The sequence below is a fragment of the Devosia sp. 919 genome (assembly GCF_013185965.1).
GTDB lineage: Bacteria > Pseudomonadota > Alphaproteobacteria > Rhizobiales > Devosiaceae > Devosia.
On the sequence record NZ_JABAOL010000001.1, the window covers coordinates 1,256,332 to 1,278,265 of the forward strand.

Here is a 21,934-nt window from a genome sequence, read left to right on the forward strand (position 1 = left end):
GTCCGCCTAGAGCGTCAGTTCGGCATAGCCGTCGGCGTCAAGCAGGGTGTCGAGCTCGGCGGCGTTGGCGATAGCGATTTTGAACAACCAGCCTTCGGCTTCAGGATCGCTGTTGATGAGGCCGGGCTGGCCGGAAAGGGCCGGATTGACCTCGGTGACGGTGCCCGACACCGGAGCATAGATCTCGGACGCGGCCTTGACCGATTCAACGACGGCGGCTTCGGCGCCCTTGGTCAGCTGCTTGCCGACTTCGGGCAGCTCGACAAAGACGATATCGCCCAGCTGTTCCTGCGCATAAGGCGTGATGCCGACAATGCCGGTGGTGCCTTCAACGCGGATATATTCGTGCTCGGGAGTGAACTTGGTGGTCATGGGAGAAGGCCTCTCAGCTGGCTTTGGCTTTGCGGAAATAGCGGTGGGGAACGAACGGGGTGGCGACGACCTCGGCGGGCTGGCTGCGGCCGCGCACGGCGACGAGGAGCCTTGTGCCCGGTTCGGCCTGGGCGGGTGGCACAAAGCCAAGGGCGATGGCCTTGCCCAGCGATGGGGCAAAGCCGCCGCTGGTGACAATGCCAATCGGGACGCCGGCGGCATCGAGGATTTCGGCGCCTTCACGGGCCGGGGCGCCTTCAACCAGGAGGCCCACACGCACGCGGCTCAACTGGCCCTCACGTTCGGCAAGGATGCGGGTGGCGCCGGGGAAATCACCCGCTTCGCGTCGGCGCTTGCTCACGGCAAAGCCGAGCCCGGCCTCGATGGGAGAAATGGTGGAGTTGAGGTCATGCCCGTAAAGTGGGAGCCCCGCTTCGAGGCGCAGGCTGTCGCGGGCGCCAAGGCCAATCGGATTGACGCGCTCATCGGCCACCAGCAGGTCCCAAAGAGCGGGCGCAGCAGCGGCGGGCACGAGGATTTCAAAGCCATCTTCGCCGGTATAGCCGGAGCGGGCGACTAGGAGCTGCCCGTGCGCCCAAGGGAAGGCGGCATAGGTCATGAAGCCCAGATCCGCGGCGCCCGGGACGAGCGCGCCGAGTACGGCAACCGCGTCGGGTCCCTGCAGCGCCAGCAGCGCATGATCGGCATCGGCGCGCACGAGGGTCGCGCGATCACCGGCGGCCGCTTCGATGCGGGCGAAATCGGCGTCCTTGGTGCCGGCATTGACGACGATGTAAAGCTCGCCGCCCGCCTGGGACGAGCGGGCGACCATCAGGTCATCGAGCGCGCCGCCTTGCTCGTTGAGCAGCAGGGTGTAGCGAATCTGGCCCGGCGTGAGGCCGAGGATGTCGCCGCAGATCAGGGGCTCGATGATCGCCGCAATGGAGGCATGATCCGCCTCGGCATTGCCACTGGGATGGCTAAGGCGCAAAAAGCTCGGGCCCATATGGCTGACATCGAAGAGCCCGGCATGGTCGCGCGTCCATTTGTGTTCGGCCATGATGCCGAGCGGATACTGGACGGGGAGATTATAGCCGCCAAAGGGCACCATGCGCCCACCGGCAGCGAGGTGGCGCTCATAAAGCGGCGTGGTCTTGAGAGCTTCGGCGGCGAGTTGGGCCATAAACGCATCCCGGAAAATGAACAAGGCGACACGACTGCATCCGCCCTGCGGCGAATGGCGTGCCCCCTCTGTCCTCGACACCTGAGAGATTTCCCGGCTGAGCGCCGGTTGCTCCTTCGGTGGGACCACAGCGTGCGGTCCGCTTTCCAGAGTTATCGCGTAAACTGCGGTCCTTTTGCCTGAGAGTTTCCGGGGCGGTTGCTCCTTCGGCGCTGGAGAAACCCAGTCTCTCCCGCAGTGGCGGCAACATGCTGGAGATTCTTGAAGCCGTCAATCGACTCCTTGTGTTGGTCCCGGCCATCGCAGAGCGGTGATGGAGCCAGCGCTACAGGCAACGGGTTTTGCCAGCACGCTGCGCGGGCGCTAGGGTGCGGCGAGCTTGGGGAGATCACCGATGCAAAGCCTTGGTCCTGTTGCACTAGCCGTGACGTTGATCGCAAGCCTCGTGCCGGTGAGCAGGGCGGCGGAACTGGCGCCGCTTGTCGGCATGATCAATCCGCAGAGTTTGCCGCCTTACCCATCGGAGGCGGCGGAGCAATCCGGGCTGGATGATCTCTCGCCCGCCCTCAAGCGCTGCATAGCCGTTTATCGGCTGCATTATGCCTTGCAGCAGCAGGGGCAGGGCGCCACGGATGATCCGACGATCTATGCGCCCGAAGATGGCGCTTTGTTCCTTCAGGTGGCGAGCCAGCAAGCGCAGATCCCGAGCATTACGGCGGCGGTGGCGCAGGTGGCCGGGGAAATCGAGCCCATCCTCGCCGCTTATACCGATCGCGTGGTCGAGAACATCAAGGCGGGAACGCCGGCGGTGGACGAGCTGATTGCTGGCGATCTGGAGCAGTGTCGCGCCGTGGCGGTGGCGCTCAAGGCGTCCTAGGCGGGCCCGCGCCGGCCCCGGATTGGATCACCGCACCAGGGACAGCAGGCGATGGCGACGCCTTCATTGAGCGCGAAGAACCCGTCGCCGCTAACGGGGAGGAGATAAAAGAGATTGCTCGCCTGCGCGCCTTCGCCCACGAGCTCGGGGCTGACAAAGATCAGTTGATCTTCCACGGCCTGGGCCAGTTGCCCGCATGAGCAGACTGGACGCTCCGCCCAGCCAAATTGCCCCCAGACATCGTCGGCACTGACCTCGACGCGCCGCAGCTTATCCATCTCGCATCATCCCATGCACTTCGCCCGCAGGGACAACCCTTGGGCCCGGTCACGGGTTCACAGCGAGCGTGTGCAGTGAAGCATAACCTGAGTCGCCGCTGTCCCGTGGCACAGGGGTTCAAGCCCTTTCCGGAATCATATGCCGCAACGTCCGGAAGCATAAAGACCGATGAGTGCTACGCACGGAAGCAATTAGCGAGTCGCGGCCAGTTTCCCGACCGCAGGCCGGCATTATGGCTCATAGAGCAGCTCGCGAATGTCAGCGACCATGTAACCGATCTCTTTCTGCGACCCGGCCGGCTCGACCTGTTCGCCTGCTATCATGCCATGGTGGGCCAGGAGGGCTTTCGCGTTGTCCGTGAGCTTGGCGGTTGTAAGAAGCGCATAAGTGGTTCGCCGCAGCGAATATCGCTGGCTGTGCCCCCCGTGGGTCTCGAATATTATTCTCGAGATCCCCCAGGTGGGGTCGAGGTCCATGGCGGTCCCGAGCAAGGCCCGAGGAAAACCCATGGGCAGACTCTTGTCACTATCGTACGCTTTCAGCTCAATGGCGTGCGTGACATGGCCGGAATATACGCCACCGCCGTCATCGCGGCACCGAGCAGCGTCCCCATGAGGTAGGACACTGATATCAAGCTCATGCGAAGCCCCGCTAGCGCCAGAGACTTCAAGCCCCAGATGGATTTCATAGTCGTAGAGAATGCTTCCTATGAAGACATGTGTCGGCCAGTTTGCGGGTGGATTTACGACTGAAGGTTTCATATGTCCCGGCGCACCCCTAAGGCGAAGCTCCGTGACCACATCGTCGGCTGCATCTCGCACTTCGATGTCATATCCATGATGCTTAAGCTCCATAACCATCCGCAACAGAACCCACGCTTCGTAGGATTTACCGTCTCCGATCCCATGACCTTGAGTTACGACGCCCAGGGCATCTGCAGCGGATTTGATCTCGTCGAGGATATTAGCGACTATCATCGTCACCGGTTTCCAGTTGACGGCGCGCCTCATCAACGCCGGCGCCCCACGCTTTCAAAAGTTGAAGGACGGCTTGTTGACGCTGATCTGAAATCAAATCCTCTTCCCGGAATTGCCCCTCAGGCAACTCCCACAACACCTTGATGCCGTCGATCTGGAAGTCATCGTCGATACCTCGCCTTTGTCGAAATAGCAGGCCGCCATCATATCTTTCGCGAAGAGAACCAATCATTTCCCGGTTTTCAGCGATTAACAGAAGCTCTCTCTTCAAAGACCCGGCAATGACCGTATTCACGACTTCTAGCTGCTCCCGTGGCGTCAGCTCACGAATGGAACCGTCATCGTCAGCTTCAGAATTGACCCTTGATACCGCTGCCTGAGCCATCTCTCCCATGGGAGACAGGAACAAAGGAGATAACAACTCAAGAACGATGTTTGCGATCTGGGCCAATGCCATCCTCCTTCAGCTAGCGAACAGCATTGATAGCCGTCGATACTCGAGTCGAGGGAGACGCGTTAGCACCGGCGCTTTGTCGTTTATCAAGGCAGCCCACGGGCAGATTGCATAACCGGATTGGAAGCATTCCAGTGAATCTGTTCGCCGGTCATTTCAGAAGACACGCACATCCTATCCTACTTCCCCATCTCGGATGGGACCTTGCGCTGACCTTGCACGCGCATGACAACGACATCGTAGGCCGTGTCCTGTCCTGACGGCGTTTTCGACCCCAACGAAATCTGCTTTTCGAGGTGAGGTTGAAGGCCTCTGGACCGATCGAAGAGATCGAGGACGAGCAGGAATGCGAACGAGACGGTAGTCGTCTGGTAGGCAGCAGTTTGGAGACCATATTCGTTCAGAAGACCTGGAAGGTCACGGTTTACCAGACTGCGCTTTACTTCCGTGACGGTGCTTAAGCCGCGGGCCGAAAAATATACGTCGGCGCGGCCGGCCCCCGTATCGCGCACTTCCATGCTCACATGGTCACGGATGCTGGAGCTTCTCAGGAACCGAAAGTAATCCCGCTGAATGGCGTTCTCCAAGGGCAGCGTTTTCGGGCTTCTGACGAAGAGATATTCCGCGTCGGGATCACTGGAAAGGCCGGTTTCATGTCGGTGTAGCAGGAAATATACCGAGATGATGAGCACCGCGGTAAAGAGTGATCTGGCGTTGGCGAACCCGGAATAATGCGGGTTGCGAACCATGTCGGAAAGTATGTCTTCCACAACCTTTCCCACGATGGGATTCTCGTCGGCCGAAAGGTCGCGTACGGCAGCCTCGAGGCGTTCTGCTATTCCTGAACGAGCCTCCATCGGTACCTGGCCGGCGTCTAGGATCGCGGTGAGCTCACGGCCGACACTCCCCGCGTCAAAAGGGCGATGCAGAAGGCTGGCCTCCTTGGCCCGGTCCACCGCCGCCCTCATGGCTACCGCGTCCGGCAGATCGGGCATTCCCTCATTTTCCTCGATCCATTGGTCCAAACCGTCCAGGTGGCGCCGGTGCGTGTATAGAGCCGCAGAGATTTCGGGCCTGACGATGAGATCCAGGCCGCCGTCCTTGCCTGTCATCAGAATGGAGCGACTGGATCGGTAAAGTGCCAGGAGTTCGTCTTCGACTACCCGCGCCACATTCATCCAGACCTTCTTGTTGAGGGTGGCATCCAATGTGCCGAGCTTCGAAGCAAGCAAGGTCCAGTGGAGACGTTCGCTCGTTTGCGACCCGAGCCAGGACGGTTTCGAATTTTCCTCTTCGCCGAGTAACGCGGAATATCGAAACGCGGCTTCCACCAACTCGGGAATTCCGACACTTAAGTTCCCGTCGAAGCCGTTCCGGTGCACCGAGAGCAGGATCTCCGTGCACTTGAAGTAAAGCCTGGCATCCGCGCGATCTTCGCTGGCGGCGGTGGCCTTTCGAAACCAGACGGCCCCTTCCTCGAAGGCGAGACCTGCCGATTCGGATGTCGTCGAATCCAGGCCACGGCGCAACGCGTCCAGACCTAGCTCCATGGCTGCCTCATCGGAGGCCTCGTCTACGTCCACGAGGCTAACCAGCTTTTCCCGAAAATCGCTTTCCGGTGAATGCGCGAGCACCACACCGAGAATTCTGGCGGCATGACGAAGAAAATGCGGGTCGTCCTGCAAACTCAGATCGGCCAAAGACCCTTTCAGGCGAAACAGCAGGCCTTTGTTGTCCTGCGCCAGAAGCAATGCGCCATGGAGCGCCTGACCACGAAGTCCATAGCCGGAACGCTTGTCCTCGGCGCGAGCTATGAAAACCGTCCATAAGGCGCGGCGAAGATCTTCGCCCAGAGCCGTCGGTATCAAATGATCGACGATGTCGGCGACGGTCGCTGGATCGCGCGTAGTGGATACGAATTCCACCGCAGCCGTTGCCGCCGGTGCGTGACTACCCTGCACACATAGCCACAGGAAGAGTGCGCTCGCTTCGGGCCCGTCGCTCGCCTGACGCACCACGGAAAGAAGTCGCTCCTGGTCGAGACCTATCGAAGCGAAGTCGTTCGCTGCCCTCACGGCGGCGAACAGAAGGTCTGCATCGGACATGATGTCGCCTAGAAAAGGCATTCGTTGCCGACAGCATGCCGCCGATGTGTGCGAGGGACAACGTCATCCAGGTCCGGTCGGTGCACTGTCCCGATAATGACCTGAACACCGCCCATTTCGGTCGCTACGTTGGATACGCTCTTCAACATCTCCAGGAAATCGGCGTCCACGACCTCTTCGGCGCCCGGTGAGTCCAGGAGAAGAAGGCCTGGGTGACGACCGAGACCGCGTTCGCGGGCGACTTCCACGGCAGCAAGTGCCGCCGCAATTTTCACCCGTAGGCGCTCGCCTTTGGTCAGCTTCGAAAAAGAGGTTTCCGCGCCCCCTTGGATCAGTTTCAGATGGCCAGCTCCGTTGAGCTTGGCTTCGGTGAGGTTTCCGACGCCGAATCGCGTCGCAAGACGCATCACTGCCTTTGAAACATCCGCCAGCACTTCCGCCTGAAAATCCTCGATGATGGCCTTTGTCTTCTTTTCAGCAGCGTCGAAGATCGACTTTTCCGGGCCACTGCCGCCATCCGGCGACTGCGCCTCTTCGCCGACGAGCGCCTTCAGTTCACGAATCGCGCCTTCCAATTGCGCGATCCGCAGCTCGACGTCATCCCGCTTGTCACGAAACTCGACCTGCACCGCGGAAAGCTCCGCGACGACTGCGTCCCGAGCCTTTTCGGCCTCCTTCATCGACCGTCGAGCAGCCTTCCATTCGGCGGTGACGATTTGCAAAGCCGTGGTTATATCCTTCAGATTGTTTTCCGCTTCGGTCAGGCGGTCGTCGGCTGCGTCGTCCTCGAGCACGATCGTCGTCTTGCATAGCGGACAGCTTCCATCTTCATCATGAGCATGATGATCGTGGAAATCAGCTTCACACGCAGGGCAGCGCTCGGGCCGCAGGTTACGGAACACATAGCCTGCATCCTTCTCGTCCAGAAGTTCCTGAACCAGCCTGGCTTGGGCCAACTTTTCGGTCCGGGTGCGTTCGTGGCGCTCCTCCAGCTCTTGCAGTTTCGTTCTATCCGCCGAGAGGGTTCCCTGCTTCACAACCAGGTCTGCGTCCAACGTGGCCATGCGCGTGCGCGCGTCGGTACGCCCGGCAGCGGCCGGAGACTCTTTCCTTGCTTCCGCCAATTCCTGATCTGCTGCCTTGATCCTGGCTTTCAGCGGTGCCAACGGATCGGCGGCCCCACGGGGCGAGCTGGAAGATGCCATCAGCTTCTTGGCTGCCGAGATTGCTGTGAGCGTGGAAATCCATGGCATGCCGATAAATAGCTGGAGGAGTCGCTGGGGGAGAGCATCAAATATTATCTCGCCGAAAAGCGCCTTGCTTTCGGCGTTCCCGCCGATCGACAGGCAGGCTGCGACCGCTGGCCAGCTGTGTTCGTAACGTGTTCCGGAATCATTGACCGCCTGCAGCTTGGAGAAGCCGAGTTCCTCCATGAACAGGGTCTCGACGTGACCTTTCAAGCCCGTGAGACCCCCTTCATACAAAGGCACCCATTCGTCCCGGTTAAGCCGGGATAGCGTTGCCTTCGCCCCCTCCGGATCTTCGCCCCCGCTGAGCTTTTCCACCCCCACTCTATACTGGACGTTGTCCACGACGATTCCGACAGTCACCTGAGACAGCCACCGCCAGACGTCAGGCTTGATGTCACCGGGGAAATCGCCCCGCAACGCCGCATGAAGGATATTCATCACCGACGATTTGCCGCGGAGGTTGAGATCGGACATGACCGCCCATAAACCCGGTCCGAGATCAGACCATTCGAACGAAAAAGGGCCGTCCAGAGAGGTCTTTTCCTTCATGCCTTCAAAAGATATGGAGGTGAACGACACCTGGCGCGCACGTGGAACGCCAGGCTGCGCCTTTATGCCGTTCTGCCTCAAGACGTCTTCAACGACCTGCCGTTCGCAGGACGCTGCGATAGCTATGCTGTCCAGCCACTCGGCTTCCGTGGTCATCGGAGCCAGTCTTGCAGATGCGCTCATTATCGGGCCGCCTTCAGCTGGTCCAAACGGGTTTTCACCTTAACGGCGATGCTGGGGATAACGCCGCCGCGTGGGGTGTTGCTGTATTCCTCATGCTCGTACTGCCACCCCTTGAGCTCCGATCCGCTCTTGGCGGCAGCCACGCGCATGGCCAGACTGACGCGATCCCGATACCACGACAGCGCAGGAACCTGATCCACCGCGGTGTGAAGGAAGTCGAATGCCTTGGGGTACAGATAGTAGTCGTAACGCCGGTTCTCGCCGTCCTTCACAAGCTTCATCGGACGAACGAAGCCATATGCGTGGAGCGTAGCCAACGCGGTTTCTATTTTCTGGTAGGCACCGAAATGCCATCGAACCATGCTGACAGTCCTTATTGAAGGTTCGTCATCAACGAAGATCCTGTCAGCAGCGTCGATGAGGTCGGCATCTCCCGACAGTTCGTACTGATCCAGAAGGGCATCGGCGAGGTAGTCGGGATATCGCACCAGGAAGTCGATCGCCATCAGCCGTTTCTCGCTCTGAAAGACGTGCGTGACTTCAGGGTCGATAGTTGTGGCGGTCTCATGGCTGCCGCCACCAAGGATGAAAAGAAGGCGCAATGCATCGCGGTGCCGCGTACCAGGGACTGAAGGCGCCGAGGATCCTTTAGGGGAATCGTCCTCGTCTGCGTCGGCAGCCAGATCGTTCACCGGTTCTTCCCCTTGATATCAACCGAACAAAGGTAACCTGACTTCGGAACAATTTCCTGTTTTTCTTCGCAAGCACTTGCGCGCTGACGCAGAAGTCTCTGGTAAGGGCCAAGAACCTGAAGTCATTCGGTCCCCTTTTAGACGCCGCTGGTGACTACGAGAGTTTCTAACGCCCTACTTAAGTTCATGATAGCTCTCGATGTACTCGCCTACCGTGGTCTTTTCACCGTAGTCGTAATCTATGCGAGTATTCCAATGCCGTCGAATTGCCTTCACCAGTTTGCGCGGATCTTCGAACGGGTAGTCAACCAGCCCATCGAACGCCGAGTCGATACGTTGGTAGATCAGCGAGACGCTCTTTTTCTTTAAATTTTCCAAGTGCAGCTGCCGGGCGAAACTCTCAACGAAGGAATTCCACGCCGCCGCATCGACCCGGAATCGAGGCACGTCAATGATCTCGACACCGTCGACGAAGCGTTGGCGGAACTCCTCATCCTCGGCCAGCTCGAGGTCGTAGTCGACCCGCTGCTCAAACAGACCGGCGTATAGGGAGAGGTCGACTCCAGTGCCGCTGGAACGAAGATAAAGGCCAGCATCCTCCCCGAGAGCAGCCCAGAGGCGTTCGATTCGAGAAAGGTAGCGCTCCCTCGTCAATTCGCGGGCGCCTGCATCGGCCATCCCCTCAAGAATTGCAAGGATGCGGATACGGTCTTCGTGGCCGGCTTTTCGGAAGAGGTGGCCACGTTTTGCCCGACATTCCTTCGAACACCAGTCGCCGAGCTGCGTCAGTGCGAAGTAGCGGCTGCGCCATTTAGCACCTCCATCCGAACCGTCCTCAACATCCTCCACGCCCTCAAGATAGGGGATGCTCAGGCGCCTGGTCCGTGGAGTTTCAAACCCTACTTGCTGGATAGTCTGCTCCAGTGTCCCTGGGGGGAGCTCGGCAAGGAGATTGATGTGTACGCGGAGGAAGGAAGCGTCCGGGCGGAACGCGGCGGCGAGCAGTCCCCGCTGCAGCCAGAGATCGAAGTTGCTTGCCTTGCCCGTGGCATCCTTCACCTTGATCGCCGGCAGGCGAACCACGACACCATCAGCAAGCCAGACGTCGCGTGCCGCCTCCACCGCGACATCGCCGTAAGCTGCCCGCCCCACAGCATCCCTTACTCCGCGGACCCAATCTAGGACCGGCTTGTGATTAGTTGCAGTAATTCGGGCTTTACACACGCTAAACGGCTTCGAGGAAGCTTTCGGCGGTGCGCAGGTCCACCGAGACGAGTTGGCTCACGCCGCGTTCGGCCATGGTGACGCCGAACAGGCGATCCATGCGGCTCATGGTGATGGGGTTGTGCGTGATGCACAAGAACCGCGTTTCGGTGCGCTCGCGCATGGAATCGAGCAGGTTGCAGAAGCGCTCCACATTGGCGTCGTCGAGCGGGGCATCCACTTCGTCGAGCACGCAGATGGGCGCCGGGTTGGACAGGAACACCGCAAAGATCAGGGACAGCGCGGTCAGCGCCTGCTCGCCGCCGGACAGGAGCGTCATGGTTGCGGGCTTCTTGCCGGGCGGGCAGGCGATGATCTCAAGGCCCGCCTGGAGCGGGTCGTCGCTTTCCACGAACTGCAACTCGGCGGTGCCACCGCCAAACAGGGTGGTGAATAACTCGCGGAAATAGCCGTTGACGCGCTCAAAGGCTTCGGTGAGCCGGGCGCGACCTTCGCGGTTGAGCACGCCAATGCCGGTGCGCAGCTTGGCGATGGCCTCGATCAGGTCATTGCGATCCTTGACCATGGCGTCGAGCCGAGCCTGGGTTTCCGCCGCTTCGGCTTCCGCCGAAAGATTGACCCCGCCTAGGCGGTCGCGCTCGGCGCGCAGCCGCTCGAGCTTGCTTTCGGTATCGGCTTCGGCGGGCAGCGCCTGGTGCGGCTTGATGCCCGAAGCTTCAAGGGTGCGGCTGGCGGGGATGCCGAGGGTTTCCTGCACCTGCCGCTCGACGGCGCGCAGGCTCGCCATGTGGCCATTGAGACGTTCTTCGACGCGGGTGAGCTCGATGCGCACCTCGGCCAGGGCGGCGGCCGCGCTTTTGTGGGCCGCATCGGCTTCGCGCCAGCGGGTTTGGCCGAGCTCGACGGCGTGGCGCGCCGCCTCGTGATCGCGGCGGGCGTCCTCGATCTGGCGTTCAAGCTTGCTGCGCTTTTCGGCAAAGCCATCGGGGGTTTCGTCGCTGCCGCTGAGCTGCGCCTGCGCTTCGGCGCGGCGCCCCTCAAGGGTTTGCAGTTGGGCCAGCGCCGCATCGCGCCGGCGGGTCCAGTTGGCGGCTTCCCCCTGCAACTGGGCGAGCCGGCTGTCGCGCAGGCGGGCATCGGCTTCGAGGCTGACAAGGCGGTTGCGCGCGGTTTCGGCACCCTCGCGCAACTCGCGCAGGCGCCGCTGCCGGCTTTGCGCCAGCGTCGCTGTTTCGGTGTCTTCGTTGAGCTCGGCCAGGGCATCGGCCGCGTCCTCGCGACTTCGCTCGGCCTCGGTGATGGCCGTGGCGAGCTGATTGCGCGCCGCTTCAAACGCACTGCGTTGCGACGCAAGATCGGCCAGCGCGCGTTCGGCGGCGTTGACGCCGTCCTGCGCCTGCGTCACGGCGCGCTGGGCCCGGCGCCAGCCCTCGCGGCCATCGCGCTCATTGGTGCGCGCCAGATCGAGCGCTGAAGTGAGGGTTTCCACCTCGCGCTTCCAGCTGTTGCGCTCGCCCTTGGCGCGGGTGATGTCGGCATCGAGCTCGGCGAGCCGATTGCGTTGCGCCAGCCGCTGGGCGGCGGGGCTTGGGGCATCAGCGGCGGCCACAAAGCCGTCCCAGCGCCACAGCGCCCCATCAAGGGTGACGAGGCGTTGGCCGGGGCGCAGCGCTTGTTGCAGATCGGCGCCATCGGCGGCATGGACCACGCCGATCTGGTCGAGCCGACGCTTGAGCGCCGGGCTGCCGGCGACATAGCGCGAGAGAGGCTCGGCGCCCTGAGGGAGGGCGGGATCATCGGAGCCATCGAGCGCCTCGCCCCAATGGAGGGGCGCATCGGGATCGGTGGAGGCTTCCAGATCATCGCCGAGCGCCGCGCCAAGGGCGGTCTCAAAGCCGGGCTCCACCTGCAGGTCGTCGACCACGGCGCGCCACATGCGATCGGTGAGGTCGAGCATTTTGAGGAGGGTCGAGGCTTCCGCATCGAGCGCAATCAGCGCCGCTTCGATGGATTGGAGGCGTGGTCGGGCAACGTCGATGCGCGCCTGGGCGGCAAGGGTCGCCTGTTCGGCGGCAAGGGTCGTCCGTTCAGCGTGCCCGAGGGCCTGCTGTGCGGCCCGCAGGGCATTGCGTTGCTCAAGCAGGGTCTGGTCGGCCTCTCCACGCGCATGGAGTGCGGCGGCGTCGCGGGCCAGATCGGCGGCTTGTGCCTTCAGCTTGGCGACCCGGCGAGCAGCGTCTTCGAGATAGCGCTGGGCGGAGGCGCGGCGGGCTTGTTCTTCGGCCAGGGCCTGCTCGGCCACACGCGCTTGTGCTTCCGCTTCGATGACCTCGGCGCGAACAGCCTCGGCAGCATCTTGGGCTTCGGCCAGGGCCTCAGCAGCGGCTTCGGCTTCGCTTTCCAGGCGCTCGGTTTCAGCCTGGCTCGCTTCCAGCGCTGTTTCGCTGTCGCGCAGTTGTTGTTCTTCGCGGGTGCGGTCGGCGGCGAGTTGTTCCAGACGCCGTTCCAGTTCGGAGCGTCGTTCGTGGCTGCGCTGTTCCTGTTCGGCCAGTTGCTCGGCCAGGATGGTGTAGCGCTGCAGCACGGCTGCGGCGACCGATTCGCGCTCACGCAGGGGCTCGAGCGTGGCTTCCGCCTCGTCGAGCAATTCCTGGGCCTGCCGTTCCTTGCTGGTCGCGTCACCCAAGCGGCGGATCAGCACCGCCTGGTTGGCTTCCGATTCCTTTTCGGCAAACACCGCTGCGACCCAGCGCAGATGGAACAGCGTGGCTTCGGCGCGGCGGATATCGCCGGAAAGGCCGCGATAGCGGATGGCAAGACGCGACTGGCGCTTGAGCACGTCGAGCTGAGTTTCCACCTGGGCGGTGATGTCATCGACCCGCTCAAGGTTCTGCTCGGCGGCGCGCAGGCGCAGCTCGGCCTCGTGACGGCGCGAATGGAGCCCCGAAATGCCGGCGGCTTCCTCGAGCAGGGCGCGCCGGGCGGTGGGCTTGGCCGAGATCAGCTCGCCAATCTGGCCCTGGCGCACCATGGCGGGGGAATGCGCGCCCGTGGAGGCATCGGCAAACAGCAGCTGCACGTCGCGCGCGCGCACTTCGCGGCCATTAACGCGATAAACCGAGCCGGCCTCGCGCTCGATTCGGCGGCTGACCTGGAGCTCGTCGGCGGTGTTGAGGGCGGCAGGGGCGGTGCGATCGGAGTTGTCGAGCACCAGCGTCACTTCCGCCGAATTGCGGCCGGGCCGGCTCCCCGAGCCCGAAAAGATCACATCATCCATGCCCGAAGCGCGCATGGCCCGATAGGAGCTTTCGCCCATGGCCCAGCGCATGGCTTCCACGAGATTGGATTTGCCGCAGCCATTGGGGCCGACAATGCCGGTGAGCCCCGGCTCCATGGCAAGCACCGTTTCCTCGGCAAAGCTTTTAAAGCCATGCAGGCGAAGTTGGGAGAACTTCATGGCAGGCACACCAGGACGCGCCGGCCGCGGTCATTGAGGAAGCTTGGCAGGAGACTGCGCCCAGGCTTCCCGATCCCCCTTAGGGAAGGGGAAGCCGTGGGCAAGCAATCAGGGCGCGGCGGGCGCGGCAGGCGCCACGGGCGTGGCAGCTGGAGCCGCAGGTGTAGCGGCCGGTGACGCAGGTGATGCCGCTGGAGGAGCAACGGGGGTTGCGGCCGGTGCAGCCGGCGTAGCAGCAGGAGCGGGCTGAGCCGCAGGTGCTGCAGCGGGCTGGGCAGGAGCTGCGCCATTGCTTGGCGTGAAACCGGCGGGCACCAGCGCGTCGACTTCAGCGGCCAGCTGTTCAAGCGTTTTGTCGCCGGTGAGCGTCTTGCCGTTAACATAAAAGGTTGGTGTGCCTTCGAGTCCAAACTCGTTGAGCGCCTGCTCACGAATGGCTTCCATCCCGGTGAACAGGGCTTGATTCGTCAAGGCAGCATCAAAGCTTTCCTGGGTAAAGCCGAGCTGGGTGGCGATTTCGAGGATCGCGTCGCGCGGGGTTTCCGAAGTGCCCCAGTCCTGCTGGGTACGGAAATAGGTGCCGATGACATTGTGGTAATTCTCATCGCCCGAGGCTTCGGCGAGCATGAAAATGGCGGCGTCGAGCACGTTGCGCACGAATGGACGCAGGATGAAGCGCACCTTGCCCGTGTCGATATAGGCTTCCTTGAACGGGCCATAAACCGTGTTGTGGAAGGTAGCGCAGTGCGGGCAGGTGGGTGAGGCATATTCGATCACGGTGACCGGCGCGTCGGGATTGCCCAGCACCTTATCAGCGATGCCGCCGGCCGGAGCGAGCAGCTTGGCGGTATCGACCATTTCGCCTTCCGCCGCGCCGGCGCTCGAAATGCCACATACGCTGAGCGCGGTGGCAGCGGCGGCGAGAACAATGGTGTCACGGCGGTTTAACTTCACGGCGAACGCTCCTGTTTTTGTTTGGGCGACACTATACGGGCGGGACGTGTCGGCAAGTGGGCATAGCTATCAACTGGGGGTGAACACACTATTTGCGTTTCGGCTCCGCTTGCGCGGCCAGCTGCAGGCCCAGCATCCGCAATGCTTCACGCACGCCTTCATCTTCAACCCCCGCCACCGCGGCGCCAATGCGCGCCTCGACAACCGGGTCCGCTGGAGGGGGAGGAGGCGCCTTTCCAGCTGAACCGGAGCTGAAGGGCTCGGCTGACAGCCTGACCTGACCCACCAGCACATAGCCGAAATAACGATTAACCGCCGCAGCAATGGCGGGGGCTTCATGGGCCACCAGCAGCGCATGGCCGGGCTGGCAGCGCAGGTACAGCGTGGCGCCATCGGCACTGCGCTCGCCGCGCGGCCAGCTGAGCTTGTCGGGGATCGCCACGGTGTTGTAGGGGGCGGGCGCCATGGCGTGCCAATGCTCGAGAATATCGCGGCTGGCAAAGCCGCGTTTCTTGAGCACGGGATCGAGCGCCCCCGCAATCGCATCGGCAACGCTGACGGCGCGGTTGCGACGCTTGGGTTCGGTAGGGGGCTTGACCATGCCGGCAAACTAGCTTCCCGACAAGGCAGCGGCAAGGCCACCTTCCGGCGATTGCTGGCGCCGATGTGACCAAGGCGGCCTTGTCGCAGGCGCCGCGGCAGGGCAAACGGAAGGCATGCAGCTTTCCCATTCCCGCCCCGTCGATGCCGCCGCGGTTCTGACCTGGTATGACCGCAATGCGCGCGACCTGCCGTGGCGGGTGTCACCGAGCGATCGGGCGCGTGGTGTTCGGCCCGATCCCTATCGGGTGTGGCTGAGCGAAGTGATGCTGCAGCAAACTACGGTTGCTGCCGTGAAAAGTTTTTTCGTGCGCTTCACCAGCCTTTGGCCGACGGTGTTCGAGATGGCCGCGGCCCCGCTCGACAGCATCCTCAAGGAATGGGCGGGCCTGGGCTATTATGCCCGCGCACGGAACCTGCATGCCTGTGCGCAAGCCGTGGTGCGCGACCATGGTGGCGTGTTTCCGGCCACTGGCGAAGCGCTGCAGGCGCTGCCGGGGATTGGCGCCTACACCAGTGCCGCCATTGCCGCGATTTGTTTTGACGAGCGGGTGCCGGTGCTCGATGGCAATCTCGACCGGGTGCTGGCTCGGTTCTACGCGCTGCCGGTGCCGGTGCGCGAGGCCAAGGAGGAATTGCGGGCGGCGCTTGGCACAGCGGTGCCGGCGCGGGCGGGGGATTTTGCCCAAGCGATGATGGATCTGGGCGCCACTATTTGTGCGCCGCGCGCGGTGCTGTGCATGCTGTGCCCGCTGCAGGAGGGGTGCGCGGCGCTGCGCACCGCCCATCCGCTGAGCTTTCCGGTCAAGGCAGAAAAACCGGAGCGGCCGGTACGGCGCGGCCATGCCTTTGTGATGCGAGACGGGGCCGGGGATGTGTATCTGCAAACCCGGCCCGACAAGGGGCTGCTGGCCAAAATGACCGAAGTGCCGTGCTCCCCTTGGGGCGAGGCGTTGGCCGAACCCAGCTATCCCGCCCCCGGCGACTGGCGCCACCATGGCCAGGTGGTGCATGTGTTCACCCATTTCCGGCTGGAACTGGAAGTGTGGTCGGCAACAGTGGAGCCCGACGGGCTTGACAGCGGCTGGTGGAATTCACCGGCTGATCTGCACGGGGAAGCGCTGCCAACGCTGTTCCGCAAGGTGCTCGCGGCGGCGGGGGTGGAGCGGGCTTAAGCGGCGGCCATGGATAGTTCGTTCAGGCCGGAGCCCTGCACTTCACAGCCATCCATTGGCTTTCATGATCGGTGCAAGCAGATCGAGGTTCCGGGTGCGCTCGGCAGCCGCGGCGATCTTCGGGCAATTCGCCTTGAACCAGTCCTGTCCCGGTCTCCACGAGACCATGGCCGCTAGATAAGCATCGAGAACCGAGACGTTCTCGCCCATGACAAAGGGGCCGACAACTTCGCCTTCCAGCCACTGATACAGGTGCTGACGATGAGCATCACTGGAGGCGCGCAACTCGGACGGGGCGGAAGGTGCCCAGCGTTCGGGGTAATCGCCATAGGTGAATGTCGGGTAGACATTGGCGACCAGCCAGATCAGCAGGCGATAAAAGCGAAGTCGCTCCGGCGTGTCTTGGGGCGGTGCCAGCTGCGGTGCCTGATCAATCACCATAAGCGCGATAGCTGCGCTTTCGGTGATGACCTGCCCGGTTGCGAGGACCAGGGTGGGTATCTGCGCCAAGGGATTGGCTGCGGTAAGCGCATCGCGCGACGCACCGGGCTGATCGAACCCGGTGACATCGATAAGTTGATACTGCATGTCGGCGAGCGTAAGCATCGCCTCCGCAATGCCCGAACCCCAGCCGCGCACTCCATAAAGCTGCATCCCGTCCTCCTCCCGTTCCGGTTGCTCAGCCGGTGACCTTAGCTGACCTGCAGGTTCCGCTCCATTGTGGGAGCATGGGTGGCACGATTACCAGTGAGCAGCAGGCGGCCCGCGGCAATTGCTACAGCGAAATCAGTAGGCGGCAGTGAACCGCACGCGACTATGCCGATGTTGTTCAAGTTCGTCCACCATGGCGATTGCATAATCCGCAAAGCTGATTTTGCTGACACCAGCCTCATCAACAACCAGCTTGTCATCGCCCAGGCGGTAGTGACCAAGACGCGGGCCAGCAAAAAAGTCAGCGGCCGGCGAAAAGAAGATCCAGTCGATATCTTGCTCGGCACGAAGGTCTTCAAGGAAGGTGATGCCACCCTGCACAAAGGGTTTGGCTTCCTCGGGAAAGTCGGGCGCATCGATAAGCCGTACACCTGGTGCAACTTCCAGACTCCCTGCGCCCCCGGTGAACAGTACCCTGCCTATTCCAGCCTGCTTGACGGCAGACAATAGAGTTGCGGCAGGCACGTCGAAGCGCAAGGCGCTGATGACAGCGTCACTTCCGGCAATAACCTTGGAAAGCGCTGCAGGATCGAATGCGTCAGCACTGACTGCGGTTACTTCCGGAGCACGGGGCACGGCATCCGGGTTCTGGTCCACTGCGAGCACCGCGTGCCCCCGGCGTGCAAGCTCCTTGGTGATTTCCGAACCGGCGCGTCCGCTTGCTCCGAGTACTGCGATTTTCATTTGTCGTCTCCTGTGGTAGTAACCAACGGAAACCTAGTTATAGATAGAAACGACACATGCAAGACGGCACTTTCACCACATCAGGTTACGCCGAGGAAACCCGAACGGCACGCGGAACCGTCTTTGCCAGTGACTGTTCGACACGAAAGCTGCTCGACCGCATCGGTGACAAATGGAGCGTCCTGATCCTGCTTGTGCTGGGAGATTCAGAAGCCCGGTTCAACGAACTGAGGCGGCAAATCGGCGGCATTTCGCAGAAGATGCTAAGCCAAACCCTTCAATCGCTTAGACGGGACGGGCTCATCACCCGCGAGGTTGAACCTACTACGCCGGTAACGGTCACCTATGCGATTACGCCCCTTGGCCGTGAACTGCTGACCGCATTGCGCATGATGATCGATTGGGCAGAAACCAGGCTGCCGGAGGTTGAGGCGGCGCAGCGTCTTCATGACGGGGCCTCGCAGTCGCTGGATTGATAAAGTCTGCGTGACCTGGCTGCCAGCGCCGTGGCCGAAAGATGCCGGGTCCTTCGCCTGACACATGTCAGCGGACGACGGCGTGAACGAAGCTGCATCAAGGGCACGGACCGTCGCCTTGCGTGTGTTGTTCTCTATGGCGATCCCCAGGAAGGGGTCTATGCAGGGTTTATCCCAGCATCAGCCATGAGCGCTCCGGTGAGCACAACTGGGAAAGGCCCCTCCGAGAACCCCGGGCAAAGAAAAAGGCCGCCGGTTTGGAACCAGCGGCCTTGAAGTAGAGCCTGAATGATTGGAGGTCAGGATCAGGCAGAAAGCAAATCAAGTTTCGCGCGGATGTCCGCCCGAAGGTCGTCGATGGGAGCGATATGGCCCCCTTGTTCGTAATGCCAGAAAGTCCACCCGTTGCATGCCTCGGCGCCCTGCACCAGCGCACCCACTTTGTGGATGGAGCCCTGATGGGAACCCGAGACGAGCGAGCCGTCTGCACGAACCATGGCGAAGTAACGTTTGGTTAAGTCGAAAAGTTGCGTGCCCGGTTCAATCATTCCCTGCTCGACCAGCGAGCCAAAGGGAATGCGGGTTTCCTTGCGCTTGGGCGTGACCGATTGCAGGGCTTCAAAGACACCCGGCCGGATGGTCGCGATGCGGTTGCGCGCGGCATCCACATAGATCTGCTCGCGCTCGATGCCGATGAAATGGCGCCCGAGCTTGCGCGCGACAGCCCCCGTCGTGCCAGTGCCGAAGAATGGGTCAAGCACGATGTCGCCGGGCTTGGTGGTGGCATTGAGAATGCGGAACAGGAGGGCTTCGGGCTTTTGCGTGGGATGCACCTTGCCGTCGTCCTCGCCCTTGAGGCGCTCATTGCCGGTGCACAGCGGAAACAGCCAATCGGAGCGCATCTGCGTGTCGTCGTTGGCGAGCTTGAGCGCTTCATAATTGAAGGTGACGCGGCTTTTCTGGTTCTTGGCCGCCCAGATCAGCGTTTCATGGGCATTGGTGAACCTTGTACCCCGGAAATTGGGCATCGGATTGGCCTTGCGCCAGATCACGTCGTTGAGCATCCAGAAGTCGAGATCCTGGAGCGCCGCGCCAACGCGGAAAATGTTGTGGTAGGAGCCGATGACCCACAGGGCGCCATCGGGCTTGAGCACGCGGCGCGCCGCCGCCAGCCAGGCGCGGGTGAAACGGTCGTAATGGGCAAAGCTGTCGAACTTGTCCCAATCATCGTCCACCGCATCGACGCGGCTTTGATCGGGACGGGTCAGGCCCGATTCCAGCTGCAGATTATAGGGTGGATCGGCAAACACCAGGTCCACCGAGCCAGCGGGCAGGCTGTTCATGTGGTCGATACAATCGCCCACAAGAATGGTGTCGATGGGGAGACGCCTTGGCTCCTCCGCAAAGGCCGGTTCGGCCCGACGCGCGGTACGCAACATACACTTAACCCTAACGCAACACTAACGCTCCTGTTGTAGCGCCTCAGGGTTAAGGGAGCGTGTGCAATGGGTTAGCGTGGAGTTAAGAGGCGAGCAGGACCGGGACAGCCGCCAGCGCCAGCCGCTCGCGCGCTTCGGCAACAGGGGCAAAATCCGCGCGGTGATGGCGGCACGGACCATGGTCTTTTAAGGCGCGCATATGCTGGGGCGTGGAATAGCCCTTGTGGCTGGAAAAGCCGAAATGGGGTGCATCGCAATCCATGATCCGGCACATCCGGTCGCGCGTGACTTTCGCAACAATGGAAGCAGCAGCGATGGAAACGCTGCGCCCGTCGCCGCCCACCAGCGCCAGGCCTTCGCAGGGCAGCCCCATGGGCACATCGCGCCCATCCACAAGGACACGGTCCGGCGTAACGCAAAGGCCGTGTACGGCCTGGGTCATGGCCCAGAGCGTCGCGCCGCGAATATTGCGGGTGGCAATGATGGAGGGGGGCGCGATCACCACCGAAACCCGGGCGGTGCCCACGATCTGGGCGAACAGCGCCTCGCGCACCTCTTCGGTCAGCTTTTTGGAATCGTTGAGGCCAAGTGGAATGCAGGTGGGATCAAGGATCACCGCGGCAACGACCACGGGGCCCGCAAGAGGGCCGCGGCCAGCTTCATCGACGCCCGCGACCACGCGCGCCCCACGGGCCTGCGCGGCAAGCTCGTGGGAGTAATCGGGCTCAAGCTGGATGGGTGATTCGATCAGCATGCCGCAGCATTGCGGCGAGGGCCGGTGCCGTCAACCCGGCGCCAGGTCGCGCCGGGATCACAAATCAGAAGAGGCTCATCTGCCGGTCTTCGAGCTTGGGGGCGACGAAAAGGTCGCTGCGCAGGCCCGGAAGCTTGGCGTCGAGCCCATAGCGCTCGCGCGCTTTTTCAAAGCGCTGGGTCAGGAGGGTCGCATAAGGGCCTTCACCGGTCATGCGGGTGCCCCAGCGCGAGTCGTAATCCTTGCCATTGCGGGTATCGCGCACGAGCGAGAGCACATGGCGCACCCGGTCGGGGAAATGACGCAGCAGCCATTCCCGGAAGATGTCGCGCACTTCGCCGGGCAGGCGCAGCAGGATCATGGCGGCTCCCTTGGCACCTTGGGCGGCGGCGGCATCCAGAATGCGCTCGAGCTCCATGTCGTTGATCGCCGGGATCATCGGGGAGGCGAGTACGGAGACCGGCACGCCCGCTTCCGACAGAAGCCGAATGGCTTCGAGGCGCCGGGCCGGGGAGGAGGCACGCGGCTCCATCTTGCGGCTGAGCTTGTGGTCCATCGAGGTCATAGAGATCCCGACTTTGACCAGCCGGAGCTTGGCCAACTCGGTCAGGAGATCGAGGTCGCGGATCAGGAGGGCCGACTTGGTGGTGATGGTAACGGGGTGGCGGGTTTCCAGCATCACTTCGAGGATGCCGCGCGTCAGCTTATGCTTGCGCTCGGCCGGCTGGTAGGGGTCGGTATTGGTGCCCATTGCGACCGGCTTGACGCGATAATTCTTGGCGCCGAGTTCGGCGCGCAGCGCTTCCACCGCATTGGTTTTGACATAGATGTCGCGCTCGAACTCGATGCCGGCGGAATGGCCGAGGAATGCGTGGCTGGGACGGGCAAAGCAATAGGAGCAGCCATGCTCGCAGCCGCGATAAGCATTGATGGAGCGATCAAAGCCGATATCGGGGCTGTCATTGCTGGTGATGATGGTCTTGGCGCGCTCGATATGCTCGACCGTTTCGAACTGGGGCAGCGTTTCGACGCTGTTCCAGCCGTCATCAAAGCTTTCCCGTGCCTGGCGCTCGAAGCGGCCGCTGCGGTTGGATTGCGCGCCCCGGCCGCGATTGCGGCTGGGATCGACCAGTTCGCGCCGCGCCAGATCGGCGTCGCGGCTGCGGCTGAGCTTTTCCAGGGCTTCAAAGGACGGCGCTTGATAAAGGGCCATGAGGCGATCTCCTTGCGCTTGCCGGTCGAATCGCGACGGCACGCAGCGTGGGATTCACATAGCGCACGCACGAGAACAAAACAAGAACAAGGGTGAACAGCTGAGCTGCCTAGACTCATCAAATGGGCGTGGGGAACGGCGGATGCAAGACTGCCCTGCGTTCTGGCGGGTGGACGGGCGCGCTTGCACCCACTAAACCACCCGACCCGGCCAAGGGCGCTGAACCCCACTCGCTTCGGCGATGTCGAAATCGGGTTGGCCCGATCGTCACGGCTGTGTTCCAGCTGCCCGGGACCGAACAAATTCAATTCTGCGAAAGGCACACC

The 21,934-nt window shown here is 62.3% G+C and carries 20 protein-coding genes and 1 riboswitch; of the genes, 3 read left to right on the forward strand and 17 right to left on the reverse strand.

Features of this window, described 5'->3' with window-relative positions; translation table 11 throughout:
* Nucleotides 1–6: 6 nt before the first annotated feature.
* Together gcvH and gcvT are read right to left on the reverse strand one after the other, a co-directional pair.
* Nucleotides 7–372: a glycine cleavage system protein GcvH gene (gcvH, locus tag HRQ64_RS06020; protein ID WP_172122587.1), complete on the reverse strand. Its 366-nt coding sequence runs from the start codon at nt 370–372 to the stop codon at nt 7–9.
* Nucleotides 373–385: 13 nt separating this feature from the next.
* Nucleotides 386–1,555 (reverse strand): glycine cleavage system aminomethyltransferase GcvT, encoded by a 1,170-nt coding sequence (gene gcvT / locus HRQ64_RS06025; protein ID WP_172122588.1) that lies wholly within the window; start codon nt 1,553–1,555, stop codon nt 386–388.
* 157 nt (nt 1,556–1,712) lie between these two features.
* Nucleotides 1,713–1,800: riboswitch (glycine riboswitch) on the reverse strand.
* Between the two features lie 149 nt (nt 1,801–1,949).
* On the opposite strand from gcvT, the gene HRQ64_RS06030 reads away from it, so the two are divergent.
* Nucleotides 1,950–2,432 carry a hypothetical protein gene (locus tag HRQ64_RS06030; RefSeq protein ID WP_172122589.1) on the forward strand — a complete coding sequence of 161 codons (483 nt, stop codon included), beginning with the start codon at nt 1,950–1,952 and terminating at the stop codon, nt 2,430–2,432.
* On the opposite strand, the gene HRQ64_RS06035 is transcribed toward HRQ64_RS06030, so the two are convergent.
* From HRQ64_RS06035 to HRQ64_RS06080, 10 genes are all read right to left on the reverse strand, one after another.
* Nucleotides 2,429–2,710 (reverse strand): hypothetical protein, encoded by a 282-nt coding sequence (locus tag HRQ64_RS06035; RefSeq protein WP_172122590.1) that lies wholly within the window; start codon nt 2,708–2,710, stop codon nt 2,429–2,431. The two genes, HRQ64_RS06030 and HRQ64_RS06035, sit on opposite strands and share 4 nt — an antisense overlap.
* Nucleotides 2,711–2,941: 231 nt before the next feature.
* Nucleotides 2,942–3,694 (reverse strand): hypothetical protein, encoded by a 753-nt coding sequence (locus HRQ64_RS06040; protein WP_172122591.1) that lies wholly within the window; start codon nt 3,692–3,694, stop codon nt 2,942–2,944.
* Nucleotides 3,675–4,139 (reverse strand): hypothetical protein, encoded by a 465-nt coding sequence (locus HRQ64_RS06045; protein ID WP_172122592.1) that lies wholly within the window; start codon nt 4,137–4,139, stop codon nt 3,675–3,677. Before HRQ64_RS06045 ends, HRQ64_RS06040 begins: the two co-directional genes overlap by 20 nt.
* A gap of 182 nt (nt 4,140–4,321) precedes the next feature.
* Nucleotides 4,322–6,247, reverse strand: a complete 1,926-nt coding sequence (locus tag HRQ64_RS06050; RefSeq protein WP_172122593.1) for a hypothetical protein — start codon at nt 6,245–6,247, stop codon at nt 4,322–4,324.
* 8 nt (nt 6,248–6,255) lie between these two features.
* The gene (locus tag HRQ64_RS06055; RefSeq protein ID WP_172122594.1) at nt 6,256–8,202 is read right to left on the reverse strand and encodes an ATP-binding protein; all 1,947 of its coding nucleotides are present in this window, start codon (nt 8,200–8,202) and stop codon (nt 6,256–6,258) included.
* 26 nt (nt 8,203–8,228) lie between these two features.
* Nucleotides 8,229–8,921 (reverse strand): hypothetical protein, encoded by a 693-nt coding sequence (locus HRQ64_RS06060; RefSeq protein WP_349236677.1) that lies wholly within the window; start codon nt 8,919–8,921, stop codon nt 8,229–8,231.
* Between the two features lie 174 nt (nt 8,922–9,095).
* A complete protein-coding gene (locus HRQ64_RS06065) occupies nt 9,096–10,073 on the reverse strand; it encodes a hypothetical protein (RefSeq protein ID WP_172122595.1) in 978 nt (325 codons plus the stop codon).
* Nucleotides 10,074–10,146: 73 nt separating this feature from the next.
* Nucleotides 10,147–13,602, reverse strand: a complete 3,456-nt coding sequence (locus tag HRQ64_RS06070; protein WP_172122596.1) for an AAA family ATPase — start codon at nt 13,600–13,602, stop codon at nt 10,147–10,149.
* Nucleotides 13,603–13,710: 108 nt separating this feature from the next.
* Nucleotides 13,711–14,556: a DsbA family protein gene (locus HRQ64_RS06075; protein ID WP_172122597.1), complete on the reverse strand. Its 846-nt coding sequence runs from the start codon at nt 14,554–14,556 to the stop codon at nt 13,711–13,713.
* An 88-nt stretch (nt 14,557–14,644) separates the two neighbouring features.
* Entirely contained in the window at nt 14,645–15,157 is a 513-nt protein-coding gene (locus HRQ64_RS06080) for a DciA family protein (RefSeq protein ID WP_172122598.1), read from the reverse strand.
* 115 nt (nt 15,158–15,272) lie between these two features.
* On the opposite strand from HRQ64_RS06080, the gene HRQ64_RS06085 reads away from it, so the two are divergent.
* Nucleotides 15,273–16,331, forward strand: a complete 1,059-nt coding sequence (locus HRQ64_RS06085) for an A/G-specific adenine glycosylase (RefSeq protein WP_172122599.1) — start codon at nt 15,273–15,275, stop codon at nt 16,329–16,331.
* A gap of 42 nt (nt 16,332–16,373) precedes the next feature.
* Here HRQ64_RS06085 and HRQ64_RS06090 read toward each other — a convergent pair whose 3' ends face one another.
* Entirely contained in the window at nt 16,374–16,985 is a 612-nt protein-coding gene (locus HRQ64_RS06090) for a glutathione S-transferase (protein WP_172122600.1), read from the reverse strand.
* 132 nt (nt 16,986–17,117) lie between these two features.
* A complete protein-coding gene (locus HRQ64_RS06095) occupies nt 17,118–17,726 on the reverse strand; it encodes an NAD(P)-dependent oxidoreductase (protein ID WP_172122601.1) in 609 nt (202 codons plus the stop codon).
* Between the two features lie 56 nt (nt 17,727–17,782).
* Between HRQ64_RS06095 and HRQ64_RS06100 the strand changes: the two genes are divergently transcribed.
* The gene (locus tag HRQ64_RS06100) at nt 17,783–18,202 is read left to right on the forward strand and encodes a helix-turn-helix domain-containing protein (protein ID WP_127752200.1); all 420 of its coding nucleotides are present in this window, start codon (nt 17,783–17,785) and stop codon (nt 18,200–18,202) included.
* 305 nt (nt 18,203–18,507) lie between these two features.
* Here the strand turns inward: HRQ64_RS06100 and HRQ64_RS06105 are convergent, their stop codons facing one another.
* From HRQ64_RS06105 to HRQ64_RS06115, 3 genes are all read right to left on the reverse strand, one after another.
* Nucleotides 18,508–19,641, reverse strand: coding sequence for a site-specific DNA-methyltransferase (locus HRQ64_RS06105; protein WP_172122602.1), 1,134 nt, complete (start codon nt 19,639–19,641; stop codon nt 18,508–18,510).
* A gap of 82 nt (nt 19,642–19,723) precedes the next feature.
* Entirely contained in the window at nt 19,724–20,395 is a 672-nt protein-coding gene (locus HRQ64_RS06110; RefSeq protein WP_172122603.1) for a ribonuclease HII, read from the reverse strand.
* 64 nt (nt 20,396–20,459) lie between these two features.
* A complete protein-coding gene (locus HRQ64_RS06115) occupies nt 20,460–21,608 on the reverse strand; it encodes a PA0069 family radical SAM protein (RefSeq protein WP_172122604.1) in 1,149 nt (382 codons plus the stop codon).
* Nucleotides 21,609–21,934 lie beyond the last annotated feature (326 nt).

Coding starts and splice junctions, on each gene's coding strand:
- gcvH (WP_172122587.1), bottom strand. CDS start 372: ATGACCACCAAGTTCACTCCCGAGCACGAATATATCCGCGTTGAAGGC.
- gcvT (WP_172122588.1), bottom strand. CDS start 1,555: ATGGCCCAACTCGCCGCCGAAGCTCTCAAGACCACGCCGCTTTATGAG.
- HRQ64_RS06030 (WP_172122589.1), top strand. CDS start 1,950: ATGCAAAGCCTTGGTCCTGTTGCACTAGCCGTGACGTTGATCGCAAGC.
- HRQ64_RS06035 (WP_172122590.1), bottom strand. CDS start 2,710: ATGGATAAGCTGCGGCGCGTCGAGGTCAGTGCCGACGATGTCTGGGGG.
- HRQ64_RS06050 (WP_172122593.1), bottom strand. CDS start 6,247: ATGTCCGATGCAGACCTTCTGTTCGCCGCCGTGAGGGCAGCGAACGAC.
- HRQ64_RS06055 (WP_172122594.1), bottom strand. CDS start 8,202: ATGACCACGGAAGCCGAGTGGCTGGACAGCATAGCTATCGCAGCGTCC.
- HRQ64_RS06070 (WP_172122596.1), bottom strand. CDS start 13,602: ATGAAGTTCTCCCAACTTCGCCTGCATGGCTTTAAAAGCTTTGCCGAG.
- HRQ64_RS06080 (WP_172122598.1), bottom strand. CDS start 15,157: ATGGTCAAGCCCCCTACCGAACCCAAGCGTCGCAACCGCGCCGTCAGC.
- HRQ64_RS06085 (WP_172122599.1), top strand. CDS start 15,273: ATGCAGCTTTCCCATTCCCGCCCCGTCGATGCCGCCGCGGTTCTGACC.
- HRQ64_RS06090 (WP_172122600.1), bottom strand. CDS start 16,985: ATGCAGCTTTATGGAGTGCGCGGCTGGGGTTCGGGCATTGCGGAGGCG.
- HRQ64_RS06095 (WP_172122601.1), bottom strand. CDS start 17,726: ATGAAAATCGCAGTACTCGGAGCAAGCGGACGCGCCGGTTCGGAAATC.
- HRQ64_RS06100 (WP_127752200.1), top strand. CDS start 17,783: ATGCAAGACGGCACTTTCACCACATCAGGTTACGCCGAGGAAACCCGA.
- HRQ64_RS06105 (WP_172122602.1), bottom strand. CDS start 19,641: ATGTTGCGTACCGCGCGTCGGGCCGAACCGGCCTTTGCGGAGGAGCCA.
- HRQ64_RS06110 (WP_172122603.1), bottom strand. CDS start 20,395: ATGCTGATCGAATCACCCATCCAGCTTGAGCCCGATTACTCCCACGAG.
- HRQ64_RS06115 (WP_172122604.1), bottom strand. CDS start 21,608: ATGGCCCTTTATCAAGCGCCGTCCTTTGAAGCCCTGGAAAAGCTCAGC.